This window comes from Stenotrophomonas sp. S4, from assembly GCF_054187805.2.
This window is the reverse complement of the sequence record NZ_CM196188.1, coordinates 3860362-3884017: the sequence shown is the minus strand read 5'-3', so window position 1 is coordinate 3884017 and position 23656 is coordinate 3860362. Positions and strand designations below refer to the sequence as shown.

Annotated in this window: 29 protein-coding genes and 1 other RNA gene; 16 read left to right on the top strand and 14 right to left on the bottom strand. The window is 66.6% G+C overall.

Annotation, left to right across the window (positions count from 1 at the left end):
- Positions 1–38 precede the first annotated feature (38 nt).
- The 3 genes from ACUZUJ_RS18105 (at position 39) to ACUZUJ_RS18095 (ending at position 2873) form a co-directional block, all read left to right on the top strand.
- Positions 39–602: an adenylate kinase gene (locus ACUZUJ_RS18105; RefSeq protein WP_014038375.1), complete on the top strand. Its 564-nt coding sequence runs from the start codon at positions 39–41 to the stop codon at positions 600–602.
- A gap of 331 nt (positions 603–933) precedes the next feature.
- Complete coding sequence (gene mpl, locus ACUZUJ_RS18100) at positions 934–2298, top strand: UDP-N-acetylmuramate:L-alanyl-gamma-D-glutamyl-meso-diaminopimelate ligase (protein WP_049446580.1); 1365 nt, start codon at positions 934–936, stop codon at positions 2296–2298.
- On the top strand, positions 2295–2873 hold the full coding sequence (locus ACUZUJ_RS18095; protein ID WP_049446578.1) for an LON peptidase substrate-binding domain-containing protein: 579 nt from the start codon (positions 2295–2297) through the stop codon (positions 2871–2873). The genes mpl and ACUZUJ_RS18095 overlap by 4 nt, the downstream gene beginning before the upstream one ends.
- A gap of 128 nt (positions 2874–3001) precedes the next feature.
- Here the strand turns inward: ACUZUJ_RS18095 and ACUZUJ_RS18090 are convergent, their stop codons facing one another.
- A complete protein-coding gene (locus ACUZUJ_RS18090; RefSeq protein WP_049446576.1) occupies positions 3002–4996 on the bottom strand; it encodes a bifunctional DedA family/phosphatase PAP2 family protein in 1995 nt (664 codons plus the stop codon).
- Positions 4997–5081: 85 nt separating this feature from the next.
- Between ACUZUJ_RS18090 and ACUZUJ_RS18085 the strand changes: the two genes are divergently transcribed.
- From ACUZUJ_RS18085 to ACUZUJ_RS18065, 5 genes are all read left to right on the top strand, one after another.
- A complete protein-coding gene (locus tag ACUZUJ_RS18085) occupies positions 5082–5744 on the top strand; it encodes a serine/threonine-protein kinase (protein WP_049446575.1) in 663 nt (220 codons plus the stop codon).
- Complete coding sequence (locus ACUZUJ_RS18080; RefSeq protein WP_101766028.1) at positions 5741–6247, top strand: DUF2867 domain-containing protein; 507 nt, start codon at positions 5741–5743, stop codon at positions 6245–6247. Before ACUZUJ_RS18085 ends, ACUZUJ_RS18080 begins: the two co-directional genes overlap by 4 nt.
- 183 nt (positions 6248–6430) lie before the next feature.
- Positions 6431–6628, top strand: coding sequence for a hypothetical protein (locus ACUZUJ_RS18075; RefSeq protein WP_014038369.1), 198 nt, complete (start codon positions 6431–6433; stop codon positions 6626–6628).
- Entirely contained in the window at positions 6625–6759 is a 135-nt protein-coding gene (locus tag ACUZUJ_RS18070; protein WP_259337410.1) for a hypothetical protein, read from the top strand. The genes ACUZUJ_RS18075 and ACUZUJ_RS18070 overlap by 4 nt, the downstream gene beginning before the upstream one ends.
- Complete coding sequence (locus ACUZUJ_RS18065) at positions 6756–7055, top strand: hypothetical protein (RefSeq protein WP_101766027.1); 300 nt, start codon at positions 6756–6758, stop codon at positions 7053–7055. The genes ACUZUJ_RS18070 and ACUZUJ_RS18065 overlap by 4 nt, the downstream gene beginning before the upstream one ends.
- A gap of 349 nt (positions 7056–7404) precedes the next feature.
- Here ACUZUJ_RS18065 and ACUZUJ_RS18060 read toward each other — a convergent pair whose 3' ends face one another.
- Positions 7405–8088: a hypothetical protein gene (locus ACUZUJ_RS18060; protein ID WP_049446569.1), complete on the bottom strand. Its 684-nt coding sequence runs from the start codon at positions 8086–8088 to the stop codon at positions 7405–7407.
- A 108-nt stretch (positions 8089–8196) separates the two neighbouring features.
- Here ACUZUJ_RS18060 and ACUZUJ_RS18055 point away from each other — a divergent pair, with 108 nt between their 5' ends.
- The 3 genes from ACUZUJ_RS18055 to ACUZUJ_RS18045 all read left to right on the top strand — a co-directional run bounded on the left by ACUZUJ_RS18055 (position 8197) and on the right by ACUZUJ_RS18045 (position 11203).
- Positions 8197–9015 (top strand): SDR family oxidoreductase, encoded by an 819-nt coding sequence (locus ACUZUJ_RS18055; RefSeq protein WP_049446621.1) that lies wholly within the window; start codon positions 8197–8199, stop codon positions 9013–9015.
- A 93-nt stretch (positions 9016–9108) separates the two neighbouring features.
- A complete protein-coding gene (locus ACUZUJ_RS18050; protein ID WP_049446568.1) occupies positions 9109–10101 on the top strand; it encodes a YiiG family protein in 993 nt (330 codons plus the stop codon).
- Positions 10102–10261: 160 nt separating this feature from the next.
- Positions 10262–11203, top strand: coding sequence for a YiiG family protein (locus tag ACUZUJ_RS18045; RefSeq protein ID WP_014038364.1), 942 nt, complete (start codon positions 10262–10264; stop codon positions 11201–11203).
- 62 nt (positions 11204–11265) lie between these two features.
- Here ACUZUJ_RS18045 and ACUZUJ_RS18040 read toward each other — a convergent pair whose 3' ends face one another.
- Entirely contained in the window at positions 11266–12138 is an 873-nt protein-coding gene (locus ACUZUJ_RS18040; protein ID WP_014038363.1) for an ion transporter, read from the bottom strand.
- Positions 12139–12201: 63 nt separating this feature from the next.
- Here ACUZUJ_RS18040 and ACUZUJ_RS18035 point away from each other — a divergent pair, with 63 nt between their 5' ends.
- Entirely contained in the window at positions 12202–13428 is a 1227-nt protein-coding gene (locus ACUZUJ_RS18035; RefSeq protein ID WP_049446564.1) for an acetylornithine transaminase, read from the top strand.
- 53 nt (positions 13429–13481) lie between these two features.
- On the opposite strand, the gene ACUZUJ_RS18030 is transcribed toward ACUZUJ_RS18035, so the two are convergent.
- Positions 13482–14084 (bottom strand): HAD-IA family hydrolase, encoded by a 603-nt coding sequence (locus tag ACUZUJ_RS18030; RefSeq protein WP_049446562.1) that lies wholly within the window; start codon positions 14082–14084, stop codon positions 13482–13484.
- A 123-nt stretch (positions 14085–14207) separates the two neighbouring features.
- On the opposite strand from ACUZUJ_RS18030, the gene azu reads away from it, so the two are divergent.
- Positions 14208–14657, top strand: a complete 450-nt coding sequence (gene azu, locus ACUZUJ_RS18025; RefSeq protein ID WP_049446560.1) for an azurin — start codon at positions 14208–14210, stop codon at positions 14655–14657.
- Between the two features lie 121 nt (positions 14658–14778).
- Here the strand turns inward: azu and hemL are convergent, their stop codons facing one another.
- Together hemL and thiE are read right to left on the bottom strand one after the other, a co-directional pair.
- Complete coding sequence (gene hemL, locus ACUZUJ_RS18020; RefSeq protein ID WP_049446559.1) at positions 14779–16068, bottom strand: glutamate-1-semialdehyde 2,1-aminomutase; 1290 nt, start codon at positions 16066–16068, stop codon at positions 14779–14781.
- Between the two features lie 16 nt (positions 16069–16084).
- Positions 16085–16711: a thiamine phosphate synthase gene (gene thiE, locus ACUZUJ_RS18015; protein ID WP_049446557.1), complete on the bottom strand. Its 627-nt coding sequence runs from the start codon at positions 16709–16711 to the stop codon at positions 16085–16087.
- A 34-nt stretch (positions 16712–16745) separates the two neighbouring features.
- On the opposite strand from thiE, the gene ACUZUJ_RS18010 reads away from it, so the two are divergent.
- Positions 16746–16970 (top strand): rubredoxin, encoded by a 225-nt coding sequence (locus ACUZUJ_RS18010; protein ID WP_080347542.1) that lies wholly within the window; start codon positions 16746–16748, stop codon positions 16968–16970.
- A gap of 71 nt (positions 16971–17041) precedes the next feature.
- Here ACUZUJ_RS18010 and ACUZUJ_RS18005 read toward each other — a convergent pair whose 3' ends face one another.
- The 8 genes from ACUZUJ_RS18005 to ACUZUJ_RS17970 all read right to left on the bottom strand — a co-directional run bounded on the left by ACUZUJ_RS18005 (position 17042) and on the right by ACUZUJ_RS17970 (position 21192).
- Positions 17042–17887, bottom strand: coding sequence for a SirB1 family protein (locus ACUZUJ_RS18005; protein WP_510468053.1), 846 nt, complete (start codon positions 17885–17887; stop codon positions 17042–17044).
- A gap of 163 nt (positions 17888–18050) precedes the next feature.
- The gene (locus ACUZUJ_RS18000; RefSeq protein WP_014038356.1) at positions 18051–18494 is read right to left on the bottom strand and encodes a DUF192 domain-containing protein; all 444 of its coding nucleotides are present in this window, start codon (positions 18492–18494) and stop codon (positions 18051–18053) included.
- Between the two features lie 21 nt (positions 18495–18515).
- Positions 18516–19163 carry a ribose-5-phosphate isomerase RpiA gene (gene rpiA / locus ACUZUJ_RS17995; protein ID WP_049446551.1) on the bottom strand — a complete coding sequence of 216 codons (648 nt, stop codon included), beginning with the start codon at positions 19161–19163 and terminating at the stop codon, positions 18516–18518.
- Between the two features lie 22 nt (positions 19164–19185).
- Positions 19186–19665 carry an EVE domain-containing protein gene (locus ACUZUJ_RS17990; RefSeq protein ID WP_049446548.1) on the bottom strand — a complete coding sequence of 160 codons (480 nt, stop codon included), beginning with the start codon at positions 19663–19665 and terminating at the stop codon, positions 19186–19188.
- Positions 19662–20255, bottom strand: coding sequence for a 5-formyltetrahydrofolate cyclo-ligase (locus ACUZUJ_RS17985; RefSeq protein ID WP_014038353.1), 594 nt, complete (start codon positions 20253–20255; stop codon positions 19662–19664). The genes ACUZUJ_RS17990 and ACUZUJ_RS17985 overlap by 4 nt, the downstream gene beginning before the upstream one ends.
- 83 nt (positions 20256–20338) lie before the next feature.
- Positions 20339–20524, bottom strand: a non-coding RNA gene (gene ssrS, locus ACUZUJ_RS17980) — 6S RNA.
- A gap of 153 nt (positions 20525–20677) precedes the next feature.
- Positions 20678–20974, bottom strand: coding sequence for a cell division protein ZapA (locus ACUZUJ_RS17975; protein WP_005410899.1), 297 nt, complete (start codon positions 20972–20974; stop codon positions 20678–20680).
- Positions 20971–21192, bottom strand: a complete 222-nt coding sequence (locus tag ACUZUJ_RS17970) for a TIGR02449 family protein (RefSeq protein ID WP_005410898.1) — start codon at positions 21190–21192, stop codon at positions 20971–20973. The genes ACUZUJ_RS17975 and ACUZUJ_RS17970 overlap by 4 nt, the downstream gene beginning before the upstream one ends.
- Before the next feature lie 153 nt (positions 21193–21345).
- On the opposite strand from ACUZUJ_RS17970, the gene ACUZUJ_RS17965 reads away from it, so the two are divergent.
- Together ACUZUJ_RS17965 and ACUZUJ_RS17960 are read left to right on the top strand one after the other, a co-directional pair.
- Positions 21346–21894, top strand: coding sequence for a YecA/YgfB family protein (locus ACUZUJ_RS17965; protein ID WP_014648288.1), 549 nt, complete (start codon positions 21346–21348; stop codon positions 21892–21894).
- A 5-nt stretch (positions 21895–21899) separates the two neighbouring features.
- Positions 21900–23222 carry an aminopeptidase P N-terminal domain-containing protein gene (locus ACUZUJ_RS17960; RefSeq protein ID WP_101766445.1) on the top strand — a complete coding sequence of 441 codons (1323 nt, stop codon included), beginning with the start codon at positions 21900–21902 and terminating at the stop codon, positions 23220–23222.
- Positions 23223–23656 lie beyond the last annotated feature (434 nt).

Below are 23656 nucleotides of genomic sequence, written 5' to 3'. Positions count from 1 at the left end.
CGAACCTTCTTTGTTTTCAACACGTTGGAGTCAGGTCAATGCGATTGGTTCTGTTGGGACCGCCCGGTTCGGGCAAGGGGACACAGGCGACGCGCCTGAAGGAAAAGCTGGGGATCGCCCACATTTCGACCGGTGACATGCTGCGCGCGGAAATCGCCGCCGGCACGGAGCTGGGCAAGCAGGCCAAGACGGTGATGGATGCCGGCAACCTGGTGTCGGACGACATCCTGCTGGGCATGCTGGAGTCGCGCCTGACCCAGGCTGATGTCGCCAAGGGCTTCATCCTCGATGGCTACCCGCGCAATGTGGCCCAGGCCAATGCGATGGACGGCCTGCTGGCCAAGATCGGCCAGCCGCTGGATGCCGTGGTGCAGCTGGACGTGGCCACCGAGCTGCTGGTCGACCGCATCGCTGGTCGTGCCAAGGAGCAGGGCCGCGCCGATGACAATCCGGAAGCGGTGCGCCAGCGCCTGCAGGTCTACAACGACCAGACCGCCCCGGTGGTCGATTTCTACGCCGGCCGTGGCACCCTGGCCCGCGTCGATGGCGTCGGTGAGCTGGACGAGATCGAAGCCCGCATCCTGGCGGCGATCAAGGCCTGATCCGGCTGGGCCGGCGCGAACTGCCGGCTCATCGGGCGCAAAAAAACACAGGCCTGGTCCGCGAGGATCAGGCCTGTGTCGTTTGATAGGCGCCAGCGAAGGGCTTGCTCAGGGCCCCGCAGCATGAGCTCCCTTGGGGATGGCCTCTTGGGGAGTAGGACCGGTTCGGGTACTGCGGCTGGCAGTTCGAATTGTGTCCGGGTTCACAGAACATCGCTATCGGGAATTCCCTGACAGCTGATTGGAGTTTTCTCACATCCCGTGTAGGGGTTGTCTTACCCGGGATCGGACATTGGCCCTATACAGCCGTCATCGGTCACAATCCTCGGTCATGAGCAGCGTACATATCCTTGCAATCGCCGGCACCTTCATGGGCGGCGTGGCCGCCCTGGCGCGGGAACTGGGCCACTCGGTCAGCGGCAGCGACCAGGCCATCTACCCACCGATGTCGACCCAGCTCGAACAGCTGGGCATCACCCTGGACCAGGGCTACCGCGCCGACAGCGTGCCGGCCGGCACCGACGAGGTGGTGATCGGCAACGCGCTGTCGCGCGGCAATGCCGCGGTCGAGGCCGTGCTCGATGCCGGCCAACGCTACATTTCCGGCGCCCAGTGGCTGTCCGAGCAGGTGCTGCCGGGGCGCGACACGCTGGCCGTGGCCGGCACCCACGGCAAGACCACCACCACCACCATCCTTACCTGGCTGCTGGAAAGCGCCGGGCGATCACCGGGCTTCCTGATCGGCGGCGTCGCCGAGGATTTCGGTGTCTCCGCCCGCGTGGGCCAGGGCCGCGAGTTCGTGGTCGAGGCCGATGAGTACGACACTGCCTTCTTCGACAAGCGCAGCAAGTTCGTGCACTACCGGCCGCTGGTGGCCATCCTCAACAATCTTGAATACGACCACGCCGACATCTTCCCGGACGTGGCGGCGATCCAGCGCCAGTTTCACCACCTTGTGCGTACGGTGCCGGCGCGTGGCCGCCTGATCGTCAACGGCGAGGATCAGCATCTGGCCGAAGTGCTGGCGATGGGCTGCTGGACCCCGGTCGAGCGCTTCGGATTCGATCCGTCGCTGGAATGGCATGCCGAACTGCTGGTCGCCGATGGCAGCGCGTTCCGCGTGCACCATCGTGGGCAGGCGCTGGGCGACGTGCAGTGGTCGCTGCTGGGCCGCCACAACGTGCTCAACGGGCTCGCCGCGCTGGCCGCCGCGCATGCAGTGGGCGTGGCGCCGGCCGAGGTGATTCCGGCGCTGGCGCGCTTCCGCAGCGTCAAGCGCCGCATGGAAGTGATCGGCAGCCATGACGGCATCACCGTCTACGACGATTTCGCCCATCACCCGACCGCAATCGCCACCACGCTGGAAGGCCTGCGTGCCAAGGTGGGCGATGCGCGCATCGTGGTCGCGATGGAACCGCGCAGCAACTCGATGCGGCTGGGCGCGCATGCGCAGGCGCTGGCACCGTCGCTGGCGTTGGCCGATGAAGTCGTCTTCCTGCATCGCCCGGAACTGGCTTGGGATGCCGCTGCGGTGATCGCCGCGGTGCGCGGTGAGGCGCACGCAGTGCCGGACACCGGCGCATTGCTGGCGCAGCTGCAGTCCAGCGTGCGCAGCGGCGACCACGTGGTGTTCATGTCCAACGGTGGCTTCGACGGCGCCCCGCGCCGCTTCCTCGCCGCGCTGCAGGCCCGATGAGCGTCGACAGCCTGCTGCCGCTGTTTCCGCTGCACACCACGCTGGTACCGGGTGCGGCGGTGGGCCTGCGCGTATTCGAGCGGCGCTATCTGGACCTGGTCCGCGACAGCGGCCGCAGTGGTGAGGGGTTTGGTGTCTGCCTGATCCTCGATGGCGAGGAAGTCGGCGCACCAGCGACACCGGCGGCCTATGGCGTGCAGGTGCGCATCGAAGACTTCGATGTCGGCGCCGATGGCGTGCTGCAGCTGCGCCTGCGCGGAACCCGCCGTTTCCACGTCGAGCATACCCGCGTGCGCGACAACGGCCTGGTGGTGGCCGACGTGCGCTGGTGCGAGGAAGACCCCGACGACGAACTGCGGCCGCAGCACGCGCTGCTGGCCACGGTGCTGGGGCACATCATCGAACAGGCCGGCGAGGCCTATGCGCCGGCCAACCCGGCGTTGCTGGACCAGGCCAGCTGGGTCGGCTGGCGGCTGGCCGAGCTGTTGCCGCTGAGCGAGCAGCAGCGCCTGCAGCTGCTGCAGATGGACGACCCGCACCAGCGCCTGCAGCAGTTGCTGGGCTGGATGCCGTAGCAGGTAAACGCCAACCAAGGTTGGCCACTACCAGAGCGCAGCGGAACCGGTAGATGCCAACCTTGGTTGGCAGCTTTCATCCGAAGCGCCAACCAAGGTTGGCGGCTACCAGAGGAGCGCCGGCTCCATCACCGCATGGTCTTCAACCGCAGCACCGGCAACCCGGTTTCGCTGTGCACATCCTCGCGCTGCGGCAGGTCCTGCACGGCGTCCTTCACCGCGTTCAGCGCCGGATCGACGCCACGCAGCGGGTGCCACATGCCGATCCACTCGAAATGACGCTCGTAGCGCAGGGTCTGCGCGCTGCCCAGCCATAGCGGCGTGTTGCCCGGTTGCAGCTGGGCCGGCGCCGGCCACAGGCGCAGCACATAGCGCTCATCCGGCTTCGCACCCTGGCGCACCATCAGCAGCGCTTCCACGCGCGTTTCCAGCGTGGCCGGCAGCACCGGCAGTTCGTCGGCACCGGTGTTCTTGTCCAGCATCAGCAGCGCCTCCTGCCAGCCGGCCTGTTCCTGCCGCTTCCAGCCGCGTGCTTCCAGCTGCGCCTGCAGCGGCGCCAGCGGGCCCGCCACCTGCACGTCCAGCGGCCAGCGCTGGTCGTCGTCGAACTCGTTGCGGCGCGCCGGCAGCTTCGCCCAGTCGTGCTGCCACCAGGCCTGCATGTCCATCGCCTGCGGGGCCGGCAGGGTCGGCTCGAAGCGTTCCAGCTTCACCGGAATATGGCGCGGTGCGTACCACATCGCGGCGACGGCGAAGACGCCGTAGAACAGCCAGGCCACCGGCTTCACCCAGAACGAGCGGTTGAAGCGGCGGCGGTAGGCGATGCCCAGTACCAGCAGCCAGAACGTGCCGAACAGCATGCCGCCGATCACATCGCTGAGCCAATGCGCGCCCAGGTACAGGCGCGAGAAACCGATCAGGCTGACCACGATGCCCGACACCAGGTACGGCCAGACGCGGGTGCGGCCCGGCATCTCGCGGGCGATCAGCACCGCGAAGAAGCCGAAGGTGATGGTGGCCATGGTCACCGACACCGACGGGAAGCCGAAGCCACTGCTGGCATCGATCGGTCGCACCACATCAACGGTGGCACCGAGCAGCATGGTCAATGCCAGGCCGAAGGCGAGGGCGGCCAGCCAGTGCGCGGCCGCCATCCAGCGCCGGCGCCAGATCAGGTAGCCCATCGCCGCCGCGGTGGCCGGCAGCAGTACCTGCCAGGCGCCCAGCGACGCCAGCGCGGCCATCGGGTAATCGGCCAGCGGATTCCGCAGCGCCAGCATGGCCTGGTGCACCAGCAGGTCGATCGCCAGCGGTTCACCGTGCGCGACCACCACGGTCAGCAGTGCGAACCAGCCCCAGCCCAGCACCAGCAGCATCAATGCCAGCATCGCCAGCGGCACCGACTCGCGGCGCTTCGGGTCCAGCACACCGACGGTATAGCGGCCCAGTGTCGGGTGGCGGTTGGACCAGTCCAGCAGGCGCGCCAGCCAGTTGTCCATGCGCGCGGCCGACCAGCGGTAGCCGTACAGCACGATGGCCCAGACCAGGCCGAGAATCACCGCCAGCAGGCCCACCACCACCACCAGTCGCCCGGCCACCGCAGCCACCGCGTCGTAGGCCTCGCCAAGCACCCAGCCCGGTGCCAGGAACAGCACCGCCCACGAAATGCTGGCGATACCACTGGCCTGCATGTAGCGGCTGGCGGGCATCTTCATCATGCCGGCGATGGCCGGCACGAACGGGCGGATGGCGCCGACGTAGCGTGCGATCAGGATGCTCTTGAAGGCATTGCGGCGGAACAGGTTCTCGCCGCGGTCGAGCAGCTGCGGGTAGCGGCTGAACGGCCACACGCCACGCAGGCGGTCGCCCCAGCGGCGGCCGATCCAGTAGCTGATGCCATCACCAGCGAACGCACCCAGTGCCGCCGCCGCCACCGCATACGGCCCGGAGATCTGGCCCAGGCCGATGAACACGCCCACTGCGAACAACAGCGGCAGGGCCGGCACGATGGCACCGAGAATGATCACCGCATCGCAGAAGGCGATGAGGAAGATAACGGCACCCGCCAGCACGGGGTGAGCGGCAATCCACGCGAGGGTGGCGTCGATCCATGAAGAGTCCATTGCCCGATTATAGGGGCGTGAAGGTGACTGGTTCCCAGCCGCTTCGTGACCGTTTGCAACGGGCGCCATCGCCTAGAATGGGCACATGCCGCATTCGCCAGACACGCCCTCGCACGCCCTGAAGGCCGACAGCTTCGGTCGCATCCTCCTTGTGGAAGGGCCTGCCGGCCCCTTCGTACGCCGTGATCTGGGCGCGACGCCGCTGTGGTTGCGGCTGCCGGCCTGGTGGTTGGCCCGCCGCGAAGCACGCGCGCTGCGCCACATCCACGGCATGCCCGATGTGCCGCAGCTGCTGGCGTGGGATGGCCGTCATCTCGACCGCAGCTTCATGGCCGGCGATGCCATGTACCAGCGTCCGCCACGCGGTGACCTGGCCTGGTTCCGCGCCGCGCGTCGCCTGCTGCAGCAGCTGCATCGCAATGGCGTGGCACACAATGATCTGGCCAAGGAAGCCAACTGGCTGGTCACCGACGATGGCCGCCCGGCATTGATCGACTTCCAACTGGCGGTGATCGGCAACCCGCGCTCGCGCTGGATGCGCCTGCTCGCCCGCGAGGACCTGCGCCATCTCCTCAAGCACAAGCGCATGTATTGCCGCGAGTCGCTCACCCCGGTGGAAAAGCGCGTACTCAAGCGCACCTCGTGGGTGCGCGAACTGTGGTTCGCCACCGGCAAGCCGGTCTACCGCTTCGTCACCCGCCGCATCCTGCATTGGGAAGACAACGAGGGGCAGGGGCCGAAGCCGTGAGCCCTGCGCAGGTGGTGACCGGCCCGCCGAGCGCGGGCAGCGTCCTGCGCCCACAGCTGGCCGGCGCCGACTTCGTGCACGCCTGCCAGGCGACGACCCGTCGCGATGGGCGCTCGGCCTTGCAGGCCTATCGCGACATGGCAGCGACCATTCCCGGCTGGTTCGACGGATTGATGGCGCTGCGCAACCACGGCATGCGCCTGCTCGGCATGAAGCACCTGGGCTCGTTGCGAGCGGTGCAGGATGTTGAGGATCCTCAACCGGGCCAGCGGCTGGGCATTTTCACCCTGCAGTCGCTGGACGATGATGCCATCGTGCTGGAAGACGACGACCGCCATCTGCGTGTGCAGCTGGCCCTGCAGTGGCAGGGCGACGTGCTGGAGGTGGCGACGGTGGTGCATACGCACAACGCGTTCGGGCGCGTGTACATGCTGCCGGTCGCACCCGTGCATCGGCTGATCGTGCCGCATCTTCTGGAGAAGCAGGTGCGGTTGTACCGGTAGATCCACGCCATGCGTGGATGCTGTTCGCAATTCAATGGTTGTGCACAGACGCCGGATAATTGGCGCTGAAAACACCTTTCATCTGCTTGTGGCACTCACCTAGAATCGAGAGCGAGGGAGTCGCATGGAAGCGTCGTCACGCCGCCCTTGCGCGGGCTCGCATGCGGACGCGAGGGGAATGCTGTGAGTCGAATTTCTACTTGGCAGTACCGCGCAGTTGCGGTGCTGGTGCTGTGTGTGGGTGCGGGAACGGTCTCGGCGGTCCAGCCGTATCAGGAGTATCGCAAGCTCATCGAGTCCGCACAGAATCTGACCGCGCTGAAGGACGATCTCTTTGGTGAGAGTGTCAGCCTCTACAACGGCAAGACCGAATTTCCGTGACCGATGTCAGCGTTCCCGGCAACAACGCACTGCCTGTGCAGATGCGGCGTCGCTTCAGCGTCGAGGTGGATCTGGTGGGGATTGGAAGCTTCAACGCCAACATCGAGGGAGCCGCCGGAAAGATGAGATGATGATTGATTTTGATGAATTGGCTGATGTGGCGAAAACTATTGCTTGGTACAAGAGCAATTTCTTCGAAGGCTGTGAAGAGGACTTTGTTGCAGACTTTATGGTTTTTTGTTGGCAGGCAGTTGATCCCGGTCGCGTTGCTTCGCTGGATTTAGATGACGAAACTGTAGACGCATGCGCCGACATGCTCTCTGAGTTGAAGCTCTTTGTTGATGAGAGGTGCGGGGAATGGGGGGGCGCCTGCTTTCTGGAGGCGCTATATCGATTGGGCGGATTACGCCGCGGATTTTCCGCTTGATGAGTGCAAGCGATTCATGCGAGAGACTGTTGGTTATCTTGAGCCTTCATTTTTCGTATTTACGACCACCGGTGGCGCCGAGATGAGGTCTGAGGCAATGGCGATTTTTGCCGAGTACTCACAGTCCGGCAAAGCGCGTGCTACCTATGTTAGATCGGTAATTGAAAGCCGGTTGGCGGCTGAATCATTCTATCGACGATCCCTTTGATTCTCTCCGTCGCGAAATATGAGGTACTGCCGCTCTGGTCGTCGTTCGGCTTTTGGTCAGGGGAAAGCCAATATCCATGGTCCGCTCGGTCGATGTCGCCGGGCATGGCCCGGCGATCACAGCATCGCGACGCTCAACGCTTTACGGCGTTGCCGGCACCACCTGCTGGCCGATGAAGTTGCGCTTGGCATCGAAGTCGTAGGCGATCTGCAGCTGGCCCACATCCGGGCAGGCGTGGCAGTCGCGCAGCGGCGTGCGGTACAGCAGGCGGATGCCGCCGTCCTCCAGTGGCGTGGCCCCGGCCGACTGCGCCGGTGCGAACGGCGTGGCCTGCGGGTTGGCCTTCAGCAGTTCCTGCACGCCCGGGTCGGCGCGCAGCGTGTCATCCAACTGCACGGCATCCACATCGATGCGCTTGCCGGTGGCGTCGACCAGGCGGGTGCCCTCGTTGGTGTTGGCGCGGAACGGGTATTCGACCGTGGCCACGCCCAGGCCCTCGTTCTCGTGCCAGGCGGTCACATAGGCCAGCTCGCCGCCGGTGGACAACTGTTCGGCGGCGGTGATCGCATCGGCGCTGGCGCCACCGGCGCGCATCGCATCGCGCAGGCACTCGCGGGTGGCCGCATTCTCGCCCTGGCGGCAGGCGTTGAGGTCGCCATCCCACACCACTGCCTCGCTCCAGCGCAGCTTGCCGTCGGCGGCGGCCTTCTCTGCGCTGGGCGCGTCACCGGCAGGCGGCTCCTTGCCGGGTTCCGGCGAACGGCCCTGGCAGGCGGTCAGCAGGGCAAGCCCCAGGGCAGGCAGCAGCAGGCGGGAACGGCGCATGGCGTGGACCTCGTGCGTTGACTGGAGGCCCGAGTATCGTCAAGGCCGGGTGAACTCCGCGTCGGCGCGGCATACTAGCGGCTCATTGCATACGCTGGAGTGTGGAACGTGGGCAGTCTGCAGGGCAAAACCCTTTTCATCACCGGTGCCTCGCGCGGCATCGGCCTGGCCATCGCACTGCGCGCTGCGCGCGACGGGGCCAACGTGGCGATCGCGGCCAAGTCGTCGGTGCCGAACCCGAAGCTGCCGGGCACCATCCACACCGCGGCCGAGGCCGTTACCGCCGCCGGTGGCCAGGGGCTGGCGCTGAAGTGCGACATCCGCGAGGAGGAGCAGGTACAGGCCGCAGTTGCGGCCACGGTCGACACCTTCGGTGGCATCGACATCCTGATCAACAACGCCAGCGCGATCTGGCTGCGTGGCACGCTGGATACGCCGATGAAGCGCTTCGACCTGATGCAGCAGGTCAATTCGCGTGGCAGCTTCCTGTGTGCGCAGGCCTGCCTGCCGTACCTGCTGCAGGCGCCGAACCCGCACATCCTCACCCTGGCGCCGCCGCCGAGCCTGGAGCCCAAGTGGTGGGGCGCGCATACCGGCTACACGCTGGCGAAGATGGGCATGAGCTTCGTCACGCTCGGCCTGGCCGCGGAATTCGGCCCGCAGGGGTTGGCGGTGAACGCGCTATGGCCGCGCACGGTGATCGCCACGGATGCGATCAACATGATTCCGGGCGTGGATGCGGCCGGCTGCCGTACGCCGCAGATCATGGCCGACGCCGCGCACGCGGTGCTGGTGCGTGAAGCGGCCGGCTTCCATGGCCAGTTCCTGATCGACGATGAAGTGTTGGCGCAGGCCGGTGTCACCGATCTGTCCGGCTATGCAGTGGATCCGTCGCGGCCGTTGCTGCCGGATCTGTTCCTGGATTGAGCGCGCGCCGCGGGATGAGGCCGAGGGCTGCGACCCTCGGCCTGCTACGCTAGAATGCGCGGCTGTAATCGTTTTCAACAGGGATGTGAGCTCATGTCACGCACTCTTTCCGTCGCGGCGCTGGCCGCTTCGCTGTCGTTGATCCTGACCGCCTGCGGTGGCAAGGCCCCCGCAGCTGCGGGCGCCGCCGCTGCCTCCGGCACGCCGGACGCCAGCGCGGCGCCGTCTGACGCACAACAGCAGTTGACCGCAAAGCTCAACGCTTACATCGGTTGCTTCAACGCGCTGGATTCGAAAACCCATGGCAGCATCCAGTCCTACACGCGCTGGATCAAGGACGTGGAGGCCGGCCCGACCGGTCGCGAGACGCATGTGTACGGGCCGTTCGAGATCAGCGACTACGACATGAAGCAGTGCGACGCCCCGGTGACCGAGGCGATTGCTGCCAAGCCGGCGTTGGCCGATCTCGATGCCGCTGCCAGCCATTACCAGCAGGTGCTGAAGGCGCTGGTGCCGCTCAGCAAGGACGCCCACGACTACTACGATCGCCAGGACTACGAAGACGACCAGTTTGCCAAGGGCAAGCAGCTGCACGCGCCCTTGATGGCCGCCTTCAAGGATTTCGTGGTTGCCAGCGAAACGTTCAATGCCGAGCTGGAGCGCCAGAACGATGCTGCCCAGCGCGAGCAGCTCAAGGCGCTGGAGCAGGCCGAGGGGCGCACGCGCGAGTACTACCGTCTGGCAATGATGCTGGAAGCCAAGGCCATCGTGGAGCTGATGACCGAGGACGCGTTTGATCAGGCCAAGGCCCGCGAGCGCCTGGATGCCTTCAACCGCATTTCCGATGAAGCGCACGCCAAGGTTGCCGACCAGGAACCGGGCAAGTCGGACTGGGAAGGCTTCGAACGTGGGGCCGAGAATTTCCGACGCGAGGGCAAGGAGCGGCTGCAGCGCGTCAGTGAGAAAAAGCCTTACAGCGATTTCGAACGACGCATGCTTGATTCGCCGTCGATGGCGCCGCGCGGCTCTGCCAACAAGCTGATGCAGGAATACAACACGCTCGTTTTCCAGAGCAACCGCCAGTAAGCGGAGTGTTCAGCGAATCATTTTTGTCGCAATCGAGCAGGTTGATTGCGGCATGACGCATCGCGTGGCCCTGAATGCCAGCACCTTGGCGAGGTGCTGGAGCGCGTTCTTGCGCCATGCATGACGATGCCTGCAGTTTTCACTTGTGCAAGGAACTGATTTGAACGCATCCACACGCCTGATTCCTGTCCTCCTGCTCGGCGCGCTGGCCGGCTGCAACAACCCGGCAGGCCTGGCTGTTGCCGATCCGGGGTTGGAAAAGATCAACGCCTACATCGAGTGCTACAACGGCGTCGAACAGCCCATCCACGAAGGTTTCCAGACCTACACGGGCTGGATGAAGGACCCCAAGGCGGGGCCGACCGGCAAGGAAGCGCAGCCGCGCTCACCTGGCAAGGTGTTGTCGCACCGCGTCGAGTACTGCGGCCAGCCGCTGACCGATGCGCTGGCAAAGACGCCTGCTACCTCGCTGGATGCGCCTGCGCGGCAGTACCAGCAGGCGTTCCAGGCACTGAACACCCTGGTCGAGCGCGCTGATGGCTATTTCACCCGCGAAGATTATCGTCGCGATGGTGGTGAAGGGATGCGCAGCCAGCATGCCCCGCTGATGCAGGCCTATGCTGATTTCTTCAAGGCCAGCGAAGCGATGGATGCGGCGCTGGAAAAGAACGAGAACGATCGTCGCGCCGCGCAGCTGAAGCAGATCGAGGAACGCGAGGGCCGCTCGCTGGCGTATTACCATCTGCGCCTTGTCGGTGACGGCAAGCAGCTGGCGATGGCGTTCCAGGGCGACGCACCGGATGTGGCGGCATTGCGCGGCCAGCTGGCCGACTATCAGGCGCTGGTGACGGAAATCCAGAATGGCGGTGTCGGCAAGGACGACCCGATGTGGGGCCATGTGCAGCGCTCGGCTGACAAGCTGGTACGCACGGCCGGGCGCGGTCTCGAGCGCCTGGAGCAGGGCAAGCCGATCACCGCCGATGCGCTGGCGGCCGAGCGCAAGGCATCGGGCAGCTGGCTCACCACCGATCCTGAGGGGGCGCAGTCGACGATTCTGGATGCCTACAACGACCTGGTGACCACCAGCAACCGCATGCGTTGAGGAGGATCCACGCATGGCGTGGATCTACCGAGGGTAGTGCCGGCCGCTGACCGGCATCTGCCTCAATGGCTGAACGCATCCGGCAGCTCACCCCCGCACTTGCGGCAGTGGCGCGCATCCGGTTCATGCCCTTCCAGCCCGCAGTGCGGGCAGCCGCGGGAATCCCGACGTGCGGCCAGCTCGGCTTCGCGCATGGTGCTGGCCAGTTCGGCGGTGTAGATGCCGGTGGGCACGGCGATGATGCTGTAGCCGATCAGGATCAGCACCGAGGTGACGAAGCGGCCGAGCACGGTCTGCGGCACGATGTCGCCAAAGCCGACCGTGGCCATGGTCACCACTGCCCAGTACATGCTGGCCGGGATGTTGGTGAAGCCGTGTTCGGGGCCCTCGATCACGTACATCAGTGCGCCGGCAATGATGGTGATGGTGATCACCGTGAACAGGAACACCAGCACCTTGCGCCGGCTGCGCCACAGCGACGTCATCAACACGCCGCTTTCCTCGATGTAGCGGGTCAGCTTGAGGATGCGGAACACGCGCAGGATGCGCAGCGCGCGCACCACCAGCAGGCTCTGCGCGCCGGGGATGAACATCGACAGGTAGGCGGGCAGGATCGACAGCAGGTCGATGATGCCCCAGATGCTCACCGCGTAACGCAGCGGGCGCTTGACCACCGCCAGCCGCAGCAGGTACTCGGCGGTGAAGATGATCGTGAAGGCCCATTCCAGGATGTACAGGCCGGTGGACCATTCGGCGTGCAGGTGCTGCACGCTGTCGATCATCACCACCAGGATGCTGGCGATGATCGCCACCACCAGGATCAGGTCGAAATTGCGCGAGGGCCGCGAGTCGTGGCGGTAGATGATGTCGAACCACCGGCGGCGCCAGCCGGTCTCGGTGGCGGGGTTCAGCTGGGGGGCAGAAAACGGTCGCATGGGCGCATTGTGCCGCAGGGGTTCCGGCGCGAGAATGGGGATTCCTGAACCCTGCCGACTGCCATGACCGCCGCTACCGATCCGCTGATCTCCCTTTCGCACTACTACCTGCCGGTCTACAAGCCCCGCCAGGTGGTTCTGGAGCGAGGCCAGGGCGCCCGCGTGTGGGACAGCCAGGGCCGTGAGTTCATCGACCTGGCCGCCGGCATCGCCGTGTGTGGCCTGGGTCACAACGATCCGGACCTGGTGGCCGCACTGGTCGAGCAGGCCGGCAAGCTCTGGCACACCAGCAACGTGTTCTACAGCGCGCCGCCGCTGCACCTGGCCGAGGAGCTGGTGAAGGCCAGCCGCTTCGCCGAGCGCGTGTTCCTGTGCAATTCCGGCGCCGAAGCCAACGAAGTGGCGATCAAGATGGTCCGCAAGTGGGCCTCCAGCCAGGGCCGCCCGGCCGACAAGCGGGTGATCATCACCTTCCGTGGCAGCTTCCACGGCCGCACCATGGGCGCGGTGACCGCTACCGCCCAGCCGAAGTACCAGGAAGGCTACGAGCCGCTGCCCGGTGGCTTCCGCTACATCGATTTCAACGATGAGGTGCAGCTGGAAACCGCGATGGCCGCCGGCGACGTGGCGGCGGTGATGCTGGAGCCGATCCAGGGCGAGGGCGGCGTGATGCCGGCCAAGTCCGGCTTCCTCAAGCGCGTGCGCGAACTGTGCGACCAGCACAACGCACTGCTGGTGCTGGACGAGATCCAGGCCGGCATGGGCCGCACCGGCACGCTGTTCGCGCACTGGCAGGACGACGTGGTGCCGGACATGGTCACCCTGGCCAAGGCACTCGGTGGCGGCTTCCCGATCGGTGCGATGCTGGCCGGCCCGAAGGTGGCCGAGACCATGCAGTTCGGCGCGCATGGCACCACCTTTGGTGGCAACCCGCTGGCTGCTGCGGTGGCCCGCGTGGCACTGCGCAAGCTGGCCTCGGCGGAGATCGCCGCCAATGTCAGCCGCCAGTCGAAGGCGCTGCGTGATGGCTTTGCCCGCATCAACGACGAGTTCGGCATGTTCAGTGACGTGCGCGGCCGTGGCCTGATGTTGGGCGCGGTGCTGAGCAAGGACTTCGCCGGCCAGGCCGGTGCGATCCTTGACCATGCCGCCGAGCAGGGCCTGCTGACCCTGCAGGCCGGCCCGGACGTGCTGCGCTTCGTGCCGTCGCTGAACATCACCGACGAAGAAGTGGCCGAAGGCCTGAAGCGCCTGCGCGCGGCAATTGCCGCGTTCATCGCTGCGCGCTGAAGCCATGGCGCTTGGGTCGGAGCCCTCTCCTGCGGAGGGGGCTCCGACCCCGATCAGCCCACCGCGTAACGCTTCAACACCTTGCCCAACCCACGGCCATCGCGCACGGTTTCCGCGTGCAGGCCGGCAGCGCGTGCGCCACGCACATTGGCGAACAGATCATCGATGAACAGCGTGCGCGAAGGCGCCACGCCCAGTACGTCGAGTGTGCGCAGGAATACCGCGGGCGCCGGTTTGCGCAGGCCGAAATCCGCGCTGCAGAACACGCGGCCCTGCAGCGCAGGGAACAGTTGCGGCAACAGAGTGGGCAAGGCCTGCTGCATCAGTGCGCCATTGTTGGTCAGCACCGCGATTGGCAGTTGCAGGGCCTGCAGTCGCTGCAGCACCGCGTGCTGCGGATGGCTGGCGGCCTGGCGCGCGGTGGTCCATGTTGTCACATCGACGGGTCTGCCCAGCAGCGCGCCCAGCCGTGCGAGGTAGGCTGGACCGTCCAGCGTGCCATTGTCGTGCGCGGCTTCCAGCCCGCTGTCGTACAGCGCGGCCTGCACGGCCGGCGTAGGAACCTCCAGTGCCTGCGCCAGGTGCAGCACGCGCTGCGCGCGCTGGTACTGCACCAGCACGCCATCCACATCCAGCAGCAACAGGTCGATCCGCATCGGCCGAGCATGCCATTGCAGTGAATGCGTGGGAAACCCTGGAGTTGGCATGCGACAGACGGTCGCAGACGGCGCCGCAGGGGCCTGCCTAGAATGGCGCTTGAATCCGCAGGAGATGCAGCAATGAAGGCTTGGATGGTGGCAGTGGGACTGGGTGCGCTGATGCTGGCGCCGTCGGCGATGGCACGGGTGTGTGCGGTGAGCATCGACAGCACCGACCAGATGAGCTTCAGCAGCCGCGAGATCAAGATTGCTGCCGATTGCAGTGCGGTGGACCTGACCCTGCGCCACACCGGCAAGCTGGCCGCCACCGCGATGGGCCATAACTGGGTGCTGACCCGCACCGCCGATTACCAGCCGGTGGCCATGGCGGGCATGCGCATGACCCTGGCCGACAGCTACCTGCCGAAGGCTGACAAGCGCGTGCTGGCGCACACCAAGGTGATCGGCGGCGGCGAGACCACGCGCGTGCGCTTCTCTACCCAGGGCTTGCAGAAGGGGGGCGATTACACCTTCTTCTGCTCGTTCCCCGGCCACTTCGCGATGATGAAGGGCAAATTCGTCTTCGGTTGAGCAGCCACGCATGGCGTGGCTCTACCAGTAGATCCACGCCATGCGTGGATGAAAAAGGGGACGGAGGGGATTAAGTCGTTTGTGCACTTACGACTTAATCCCCTCCGTCCCCTTTTTGCGATCAGCCCTTGGCGGCCTTGAACGCCATGCGTGCAGCGGCCAGCGTCGCTTCGATCACCGCATCGTCATGCGCGCTGGACAGGAAGCCGGCTTCGTACGCCGACGGCGCCAGGAACACGCCCTGGTCCAGCATCGCGTGGAAGAAGCGGTTGAACGCCGGGATGTCACAGGCGGTGGCCTGCGCATAGGTCTCCACCTTCTCACTGGTGAAGAACAGGCCGAACATCGCGCCCACGCGGGTGGTGGTCACGGCCACGCCGGCTTCGGCAGCGGCCGTTTCCAGGCCGGCACACAGGCGCGCGGTGCGCTCGGCGAGGTCGGCGTGGAAGCCCGGCTGCTGGATCAGCTCCAGCATCGCCAGGCCGGCGGCCATCGCCACCGGGTTGCCGCTCAGCGTACCGGCCTGGTAGATCGGGCCGGCCGGCGCGATCTGCTGCATCAGTTCGCGACGACCGCCGTAGGCACCCACCGGCATGCCGCCGCCGATGATCTTGCCGAAGGTGGTCAGGTCCGGGGTGATGCCGTAGTGCGCCTGCGCTCCGCCGAGGGCCACGCGGAAGCCGGTCATCACTTCGTCGAAGATCAGCAGCGCGCCGTGCTTCGTGCACAGTTCGCGCAGGTGCTGCAGGTAGCCCTCGCGCGGCGGGATGCAGTTGGCGTTGCCGACCACCGGCTCGATGATCAGGCCGGCGATGTCGTCACCCTGCTGCTCGAACAGGGCGGTGGCCGCTTCGAAGTCGTTGTAGGGCAGGGTCAGGGTCAGTTCGCTCAGGCCGGCCGGCACGCCCGGCGAGGTCGGCACGCCCAGGGTCAGCATGCCGCTGCCGGCCTTGACCAGGAACGAGTCGCCATGGCCGTGGTAGCAGCCTTCGAACTTCACGATGCGGTTACGGCCGGTGGCACCACGCGCCAGGCGGATCGCCGACAGCGTGGCCTCGGTGCCGGAGTTGACCATGCGCACCATCTCGCACGACGGCACCAGGCGGGTGATGGTCTCGGCCATGGTCACTTCGGCCGCGCACGGCGCACCGAAGGACAGGCCGTTGTCGATCGCCTTCTTCACCGCCTGGCGCACGGCCGGGTGGTTGTGGCCGACGATCATCGGGCCCCAGGAACCGACGTAGTCGATGTAGCGGTTGCCGTCGACGTCGTACAGGTAGGCGCCGTCGGCGCGCTCGACGAAGAACGGTTCGCCACCGACCGACTTGAACGCGCGTACCGGCGAATTGACGCCGCCCGGCAGCAGCTGCTGGGCGCGGGAGAACAGGGCGTGGGACTGGTCGTGGTTCATGCGGATTTCCTGGGCATTACGCGAACTGGGCGAGGTAGGCGCGCTGGACCGCAACCGGGTCTTCGGCGGCGAACACGCTGCTGACCACGGCGACCAGATCGGCGCCGGCGTCGATGATGGGACCGACATTGTCCGGCGTCAGGCCGCCGATCGCCACCCGCGGCACGCCCAGTGCGGCGCTTTGCCGCAGCAGGTCGGTATGGGCGCGGCTGCTGGTGATCTTGGTGGTGGTCGGGAAGAACGCGCCGAAGGCCACGTAGCTGGCGCCGGCGGCCACGGCCTTTTCGGCATTGGCCAGCTGGTCGTAGCAGGAGGCGCCGATGATGGCCTCGGCACCGAGCAGGGCGCGCGCGCTGGGGATGTCGCCGTCGGTGCCGCCCAGGTGCACGCCGGCCGCGCCGACCGCCTTGGCCAGCGCCGGGTCGTCGTTGACGATCAGCGGCACGCCGTGTTCCACGCACAGCGCCTGCAGGGCGGTGGCCTGCTCGCGCCGCAGCGCGTCACTGGCGGTCTTGTTGCGGTACTGCAGCCAGGTGGCGCCCGCGGCCAGCAGCGGCGCGGTGCGGGCCAGCAGGCGCGCGGTATCGGGCTCGTCCGGGGTGATCAGGTAGACGCCGCGGGGCGCCGGGGAAGCAGAAGTCATCGATGGCTACCGGTGAGTGGACCGCGATGGGACAATGGCGGCCCGTGAATCCAGACCCGATTATCCGATGAGCGATGCCACCCCCACCACCTTGCGCACCTGGATGTGCGTGGTCTGCGGCTTCCTTTACAGCGAAGCGGAAGGCTTGCCGGAGGAGGGCATCGCGCCGGGGACGCGCTGGGAGGACATTCCCGAGACCTGGACCTGCCCGGACTGTGGCGTGACCAAGGCCGATTTCGAGATGGTCGAGGTCGATTGATCGCAATGGCCGCCGGGCATGGCCCGGCGCTAGCGGTGGGTGCGGACCGTTGGTCCGCACACCTGACAGAATCAATGCAGCCGTGGCACCGGCCCGCCGAGGTCGATCAGCTTCTCGCGCAGCCACTGCGCATCGCTGGCTTCCGGGTTGCGCTTCAGGTACTGCCCCAGATCGTGGCGGGCACCGGCCAGGTACTCCAGCTGCAGGTAGGCCAGGCCGCGGTCACGCAGCGCATCGTCCTGCTCCGGGGCGAGCTTCAGCAGGCGGTCGGCACTGCGCGCGGCGCGGTCCCATTCGCCGGCCTCGGCATACACGCCGTGCAGGTTGCGCAGCATGCGCATCAGGATCGCGCGTGCTGGCGCCGGGTCGAGGATCTGCGCCAGCACCTGGTCGTCGGGCATCTGCCCGCCCAGGTGTGACTTGGCCCGCTCGCGCAGTTCGTCCACGTCCAGCGGGCGGCCGCCATTGAACGGGTCCATCACCAGCACGCCGTCGTCCACCGGCAGGCGCACCAGGAAATGGCCGGGGAAGGACACGCCGTCGAGCGGAATGCCCAGCCGGCGCGCGACTTCCATCTGCACCAGTGCCAGCGAGATCGGGTTGCCCAGGCGGCGCTCGAATACCTGGTTGAGGTAGCTGTTGCGCGGGTTGTAGTACTCGTCGTGGTCGCCGCTGTAGCCCAGCTCGTCGAACAGGTGGCGGTTGATCGCCGCCATCTTCAGCGGGCTGTTGTCGATGCTGTCCACTTCCGAACGGAGGTGCTCGACATGGCTCTGGATCAGCGCGTCGTAGGTCGACGGCTGCAGATCGGGGTATTCATCGCGCGCGATCAGCAGCGCGGTCGGCAACAGTGGCAGTGCCTCGTCTTCGAGGTCGGCCAGTGCATCCCAGTCGGGGAGTGTGATCCGGTCCTGCATGGACACAGACTGGCGTCATTCGCAGGCGGTTTCAAGCGGTGCCGCGTGAAAAAGTCAGGGGTCAGATCCCTTTCGCGTGCGAAAGGGATCTGACCCCCGCAGGGTTGCCGGCCAGCGGCCGGCACTACCGCGGGTGCCGGCCGCTGGCCGGCCGCATCGTTTACTACTCGATGCCCGGGCCGAAGGTCAGCTGAGTGCCGTCCTTCAACTGCAGCTTCTCGGCCTGGCCGGCGTTGAGCTCCAGCACGTAGCGCGCCGGGCCACCGCTGGGATAGGGCGGGCACATGTCGCCGGCCGAGCACGGCGGCACATCGCGCTGCTGGCTGACCAGCTTGCGCTGGCTGTCGAAGTACAGGATGTCCAGCGCGATCTTGGTGTTCTTCATCCAGTACGCCTGCATTTCTTCGCGGTCGTGGATGAACAGCATGCCGTGGTCGGCCGACATCTGGTCGCGGAACATCAGCCCGCGCGCGCGGGTTTCATCGTTGGTGGCCAGCTCCACCTGGTAGCGGGCGCCATCCAGCTCGACCCAATGGCGGGCCGCGTCGGTGGCACAGCCGGCCAGAGCCAGCAGCGGAAGCATCAGCAGCGAACGCAACAGCGACATCGTCAGGATCCTTCGGAAGGGTCAGAGCACGATCGGCGGCTCGCCGCCGACGATCACCACGTCGGCGCGACGGCGCGCGAACAGGCCGACGCAGACCACGCCCGGCAGCTGGTTGAGCTCGCGCTCCAGCTTTTCCGGATCGGTGATCTGCAGGTTGTGGATGTCCAGGATCTGGTTGCCGTTGTCGGTGACCACGCCTTCGCGCCAGGTTGGCTGGCCGCCGGTCATGTCGCGGATCTGGCGGGCGACCAGGCTGCGCGCCATCGGGATCACTTCCACCGGAAGCGGGAACCTGCCCAGCACCGGCACCTGCTTGCTCGGGTCGACGATGCAGATGAAGCGCTCGCTGGCCTCGGCGATGATCTTCTCGCGGGTCAGTGCGGCGCCGCCGCCCTTGATCAGGCACTTGTTGGCATCGCACTCATCGGCGCCGTCCACGTACAGCGACAGATTGCCGCTGTGGTTCAGCTCGATCACCTCGATGCCGTGCTGCTTCAGGCGCGCGGTGCTCTGCTCGGAACTGGACACGGCACCCTTGATGCGGTGCTGGATGCGGGCCAGGGCATCGATGAAATAGGCCACGGTGGAACCGGTGCCGACACCGACGATCATGCCGTCTTCGACGTACTCGATGGCTTTCTCGGCGGCCAGGCGCTTGGCTTCGGACATGGGAGAACTCTCAGGCAGGGAATCAGGATTTCTTTTCCAGCGACAGCAGCAGCTTCCACTGCGCGGCGGTCACCGGGAACACCGACAGGCGGTTGCCCTTGGCAACCAGCGGGAAGCCCTCGCCGAGTTCTTCGGCGTGCAGCTTGATCTCGTCCAGCGCGATCACCTGCTTGAGCTTGCGGTCGAAGCCTACGTCCACCAGCATCCAGCGCGGGTTCTCGCGCGTGCTCTTGGGGTCGTGGTAGTCGGATTTCGGGTCGAACTGGGTGTCGTCCGGATAGGCCGGGCTGGCGACGGTGGCCAGGCCGACGATGCCGGGCACCTTGGTATTGGAGTGGTAGAACAGGATGCCGTCGCCCACCTGCATGCCATCGCGCATGAAGTTGCGCGCCTGGTAGTTGCGCACCCCGTTCCAGGGTTCGACCTTGACCTTGGCCAGGTCATCGATGGAGAAGGCGTCCGGTTCGGACTTCATCAGCCAGTAGCGCTTGCGGGCGGTCATGCGTTCACGGGGGCAGCGGAGGGGAACAGGGTGCCGTCTTCGGTGCAGATCGCATCCACCGGCACGTCCCAGGACGCCACCGGCAAGGACTCGACCTGCTGCACCGCGAATGCAGCACCGACCAGCCAGGGCGGCGCCGGCCGGTCGTGGCGGAAGGCGAAGCTGCGATCATACCAGCCGCCCCCCATGCCCAGCCGCCGGCACTGTGTGTCGAAGCCCACCAGCGGGGTCACCACCAGCGCCATCTGCGCCGGTTCCAGGGTGTCTTCCATGGCCACGTCCGGCTCGGGAATGCCATAGCGGTTGCTGGTCAATGCTTGCCCGGGCCGCCACGGTGCGAAGCGCAGCACGTCGCCGGCCAGTACCGGCAGGCAGTAGGTGAGTCCTTCGGGCAGCTGCAGTTGCCAGCGGTGCAGGGCGATTTCGCCATCCAGCGCCCAGTAGCCGGCCACGGCGCCTTCGCGCGGGGCGAACGGCAGGGCCAGCAGGGCATCGGCAAGCGATTCGGCGGCGGCGATGCGCTCAGCGGCGGAAAGGTCGCGGCGGCGTTGCCGCAGGTCGTGGCGCAGGGCCTGGCGCGGGTCGGTCATGGCGGCGTGCGGCAAGGATCAGCCGCCATTGTGCCGGAAAGAACAAGGGCGACGCCCGAAGACGCCGCCCTTGCTGGAATATTGCATTCTCCGCAATGTCGATGCATGCGAAACGACCTTGAACCCGGGGGCTCAAGTGGGAACGCTGGAGAACCATCGGGCTTCCCGCTACAAGGCGGACCTGCACTCCCGGCGCTGTCGCGCTCCCGGTGTCGTTCTTAAGGGACAAGGCGAATGTTTGCACATGCCGTCGAGTACCGCAGAGAACGCGTGGTCATTATAGCCAGCGCGCAGGATCTGGATAGGCCGTTCGTCGGCAACAGTCCGTGCCAATTCAGATACGCGAAAAGGGGACGGAGGGAATCAAGGCGTTTCCAGCACGGAAGGGGCGAATGCGCCTTAATTCCCTCCGTCCCCTTTTTCTATGGGGTGCCGTCGATGGCGCGGTCCAGGCGCCGGTTCAGGTCGGCCAGCGTCTGCTGCAGAGCCACGGCCTGGCGGGCGTTCTCGTCGCGCAGCAGCTGCAGTTCGTGGGCCAGGTTCAGTGCGGCCAGCACCGCGACGCGGTCGACGGCGGCCATGCGGTTGCTGCCGCGGATTTCGCGCATGCGTGCATCGAGCAGGCGCGCGGCGGCCATCAGGCTGTCGCGTTCATCGCCGCCGACACCCACGGTGTATTCACGATCGAGGATGCGGACACTGACCGGTTCGGCGCTCATGTGTGCTGCTCCAGGGATTTGAGCCGGCTGATCATTGCTTCCACCCGCGAGCGTGCCTGCTCGTTCTTGGCCAGCAGCGTGGAACGCTCGGCCACCAGCTGTTCCTGCTGGTGGCGCAGGCTGCGGTTCTCCTCGGCCAGGCGCTGGTTGCGTTCAAGCAACGCTTCCACGCGGGCGGCGAAGTCCTGCAGCTGGGCAAGGGGATCGGCGGGTTCCATGCGGGCACGATAGGCAAGCCGGGTAAGGGCGGTCAAGCGTTGTCGCAGCAAGGCCTGACGGCCGCAGAGAGGATGCCGTGGGGTTGCTACACTACGGGGTCTCACGGGCGCGCGCGTGCGCGCCCCGGGTTTCCTTTCCGAACGAGCCGCACGATGACCGAACTTCCCTCCGTCGACGACGTTACCCGCGCCAGCCAGGAACTGGGCCTGGGCGCCACCGCTGCCGAGCTGCACGGCGCGCTGTGTGGCTGGCTGGCCGCCGGTGGCGCCCCCGGCAACGACTGGCCGGCGCGCGTGCTGGCCGACGACAACCTGCCTCCGGTGGCCGCCGACAGCGTGCTGGGGCAGCTGCTGCAGGCGACCATCAAGCAGCTGGAAGACCGCGACTTCGCCTTCGAACTGCTGCTGACCGACGGCGACGACGTGTCCGCGCAGGCCGATGCCATGTTCAGCTGGACCCGCTCGTTCCTGGGCGGTTTCGGCCTGGGCAGCGGCGGCCGCCGCCCGACCCTGTCCGAAGAGGGCGAAGAAGCGCTGACCGACATGGCCAGCCTGGCCCGTGCCTCCAGCGAGGATTTCGAGGCTGGCGGCGATGACGATGACGAAGCCCTGTCGGAGATCGAGGAATTCATCCGCGTGGCGGTGCTGCTGCTGCACGGTGACGTGGTGCTGGCCTCGCGCCATCGGCAGCGCCTGAACTGATGGATATCAAGCAGCGCACCGGCATCGCGGCCGGCGAATACAAGCGTCGGCGCCGCCAGCTGATGGACATGGCTGGCGAGGACGCGATCCTGGTGCTGCCGGCCGCGGCCGAGAAGGTGCGCAGCCTCGATACCCATTACCCGTTCCGGCAGGATTCGGACTTCCAGTACCTGAGCGGCTTCCCGGAGCCGGAAGCGGTGCTGGTGCTGATCCCGGGGCGACGCCACGGCGAGGCCATCCTGTTCTGCCGCGAGCGTGATGCCGAGCGCGAGGCCTGGGACGGCAGCCGCGCCGGCCAGGAAGGCGCGGTGGCGCAGTACGGCATGGACGATGCGTACCCGATCGACGATCTGGACGACATCCTGCCGGGCCTGCTGGAAGGGCGTTCGCGCGTCTACTACCACTTCGGCCGCGACGCCGATTTCGACCTGAAGCTGATCGGCTGGGTCAACCGTGTTCGCTCGCAGGTGCGCCACGGCGCGCAGCCGCCGCATGAGTTCCTGGAGCTGGGCCACCTGCTGCACGAGCAGCGCCTGTTCAAGTCCGGCGCCGAAGTGGCGTTGATGCACCACGCCGCGCAGATCAGCGTGCGTGCGCATCTGGCGGCGATGAAGGCAGCCAAGGCCGGTATCCACGAGTACGAACTGCAGGCGGAGCTGGAGCGCGTGTTCCGCGCCAACGATGCCGTGCCGGCCTACTGCAGCATCGTCGGTGCGGGCCGCAACGGCTGCATCCTGCATTACCGCGACAACAACGCACGTTCGCGCGACGGCGAGCTGGTGCTGATCGATGCCGGCGCGGAATATCGCGGCTATGCCAGCGACATCACCCGCACCTTCCCGGTGAACGGCCGCTTCAGTGCCGAGCAGCGCGCGCTGCACGACCTGGTCGGCGATGCGCAGGCCGCGGCGCTGGCCCAGGCCAAGCCGGGCGTGCCGTACGAGGCCGGCCACCTGGCGGCGGTGCAGACCCTGACCGAGGGCCTGCTGCGGCTGGGGCTGCTGAAGGGTACGCTGGAAAAGAACCTGTCCGAAGGCCAGTACCAGCGTTTCTACCGGCACAAGACCGGGCACTGGATCGGGCTGGACGTACACGATGTGGGCGATTACCGCCTGGCGGGCGATTCGCGCCTGCTGGAGCCGGGCATGGCGTTCACCATCGAGCCGGGGCTGTATGTCGGCGTGGACGATACGACGGTGGAACCGCGCTGGCGCGGTATCGGCATCCGTACCGAGGATGACGTGCTGATCACCGATGACGGCCATCGCGTGCTGACCGAAGGCCTGGCGCGCAGCGCCGACGAGATCGAAGCGGTGATGGCGGGGTAAGGGGCTTTTCTGCAGGGCTTGCAGCCCTGCACCTGCTACACGCCAGAGCAACAGCAACAGCGGGCATTCCGTGAGACGGCGGGGCACTGTGGGTTTGCGGGGACGCCGTAAACCCGTCCATGGGGGCTTGGTCGCGGCATCCATGCCGCTCACACCCCGCAAGCCCACAGTGCCCCGCCTTCGACAGGTTCACGCGGCTGTTGGTGGGTGCCGACCGTTGGTCGGCACATCTGTCAGATATCGAATGAATCATCCACGCATGGCGTGGATCTACTGGCTGCTGCGGCTGTTGGTAGGTGTCGACCTTGGTCGACACAGAGCGAGCGCAGCGAGCGACCCGCTTTTGCTTTTCCTTTTTCTTTTCCGTGGTTGGACGCGCGCAGGAAACTGTCAAAGGTGGGGCGGGTGGGCCATGCAGGGGCGTTGGCGCCATG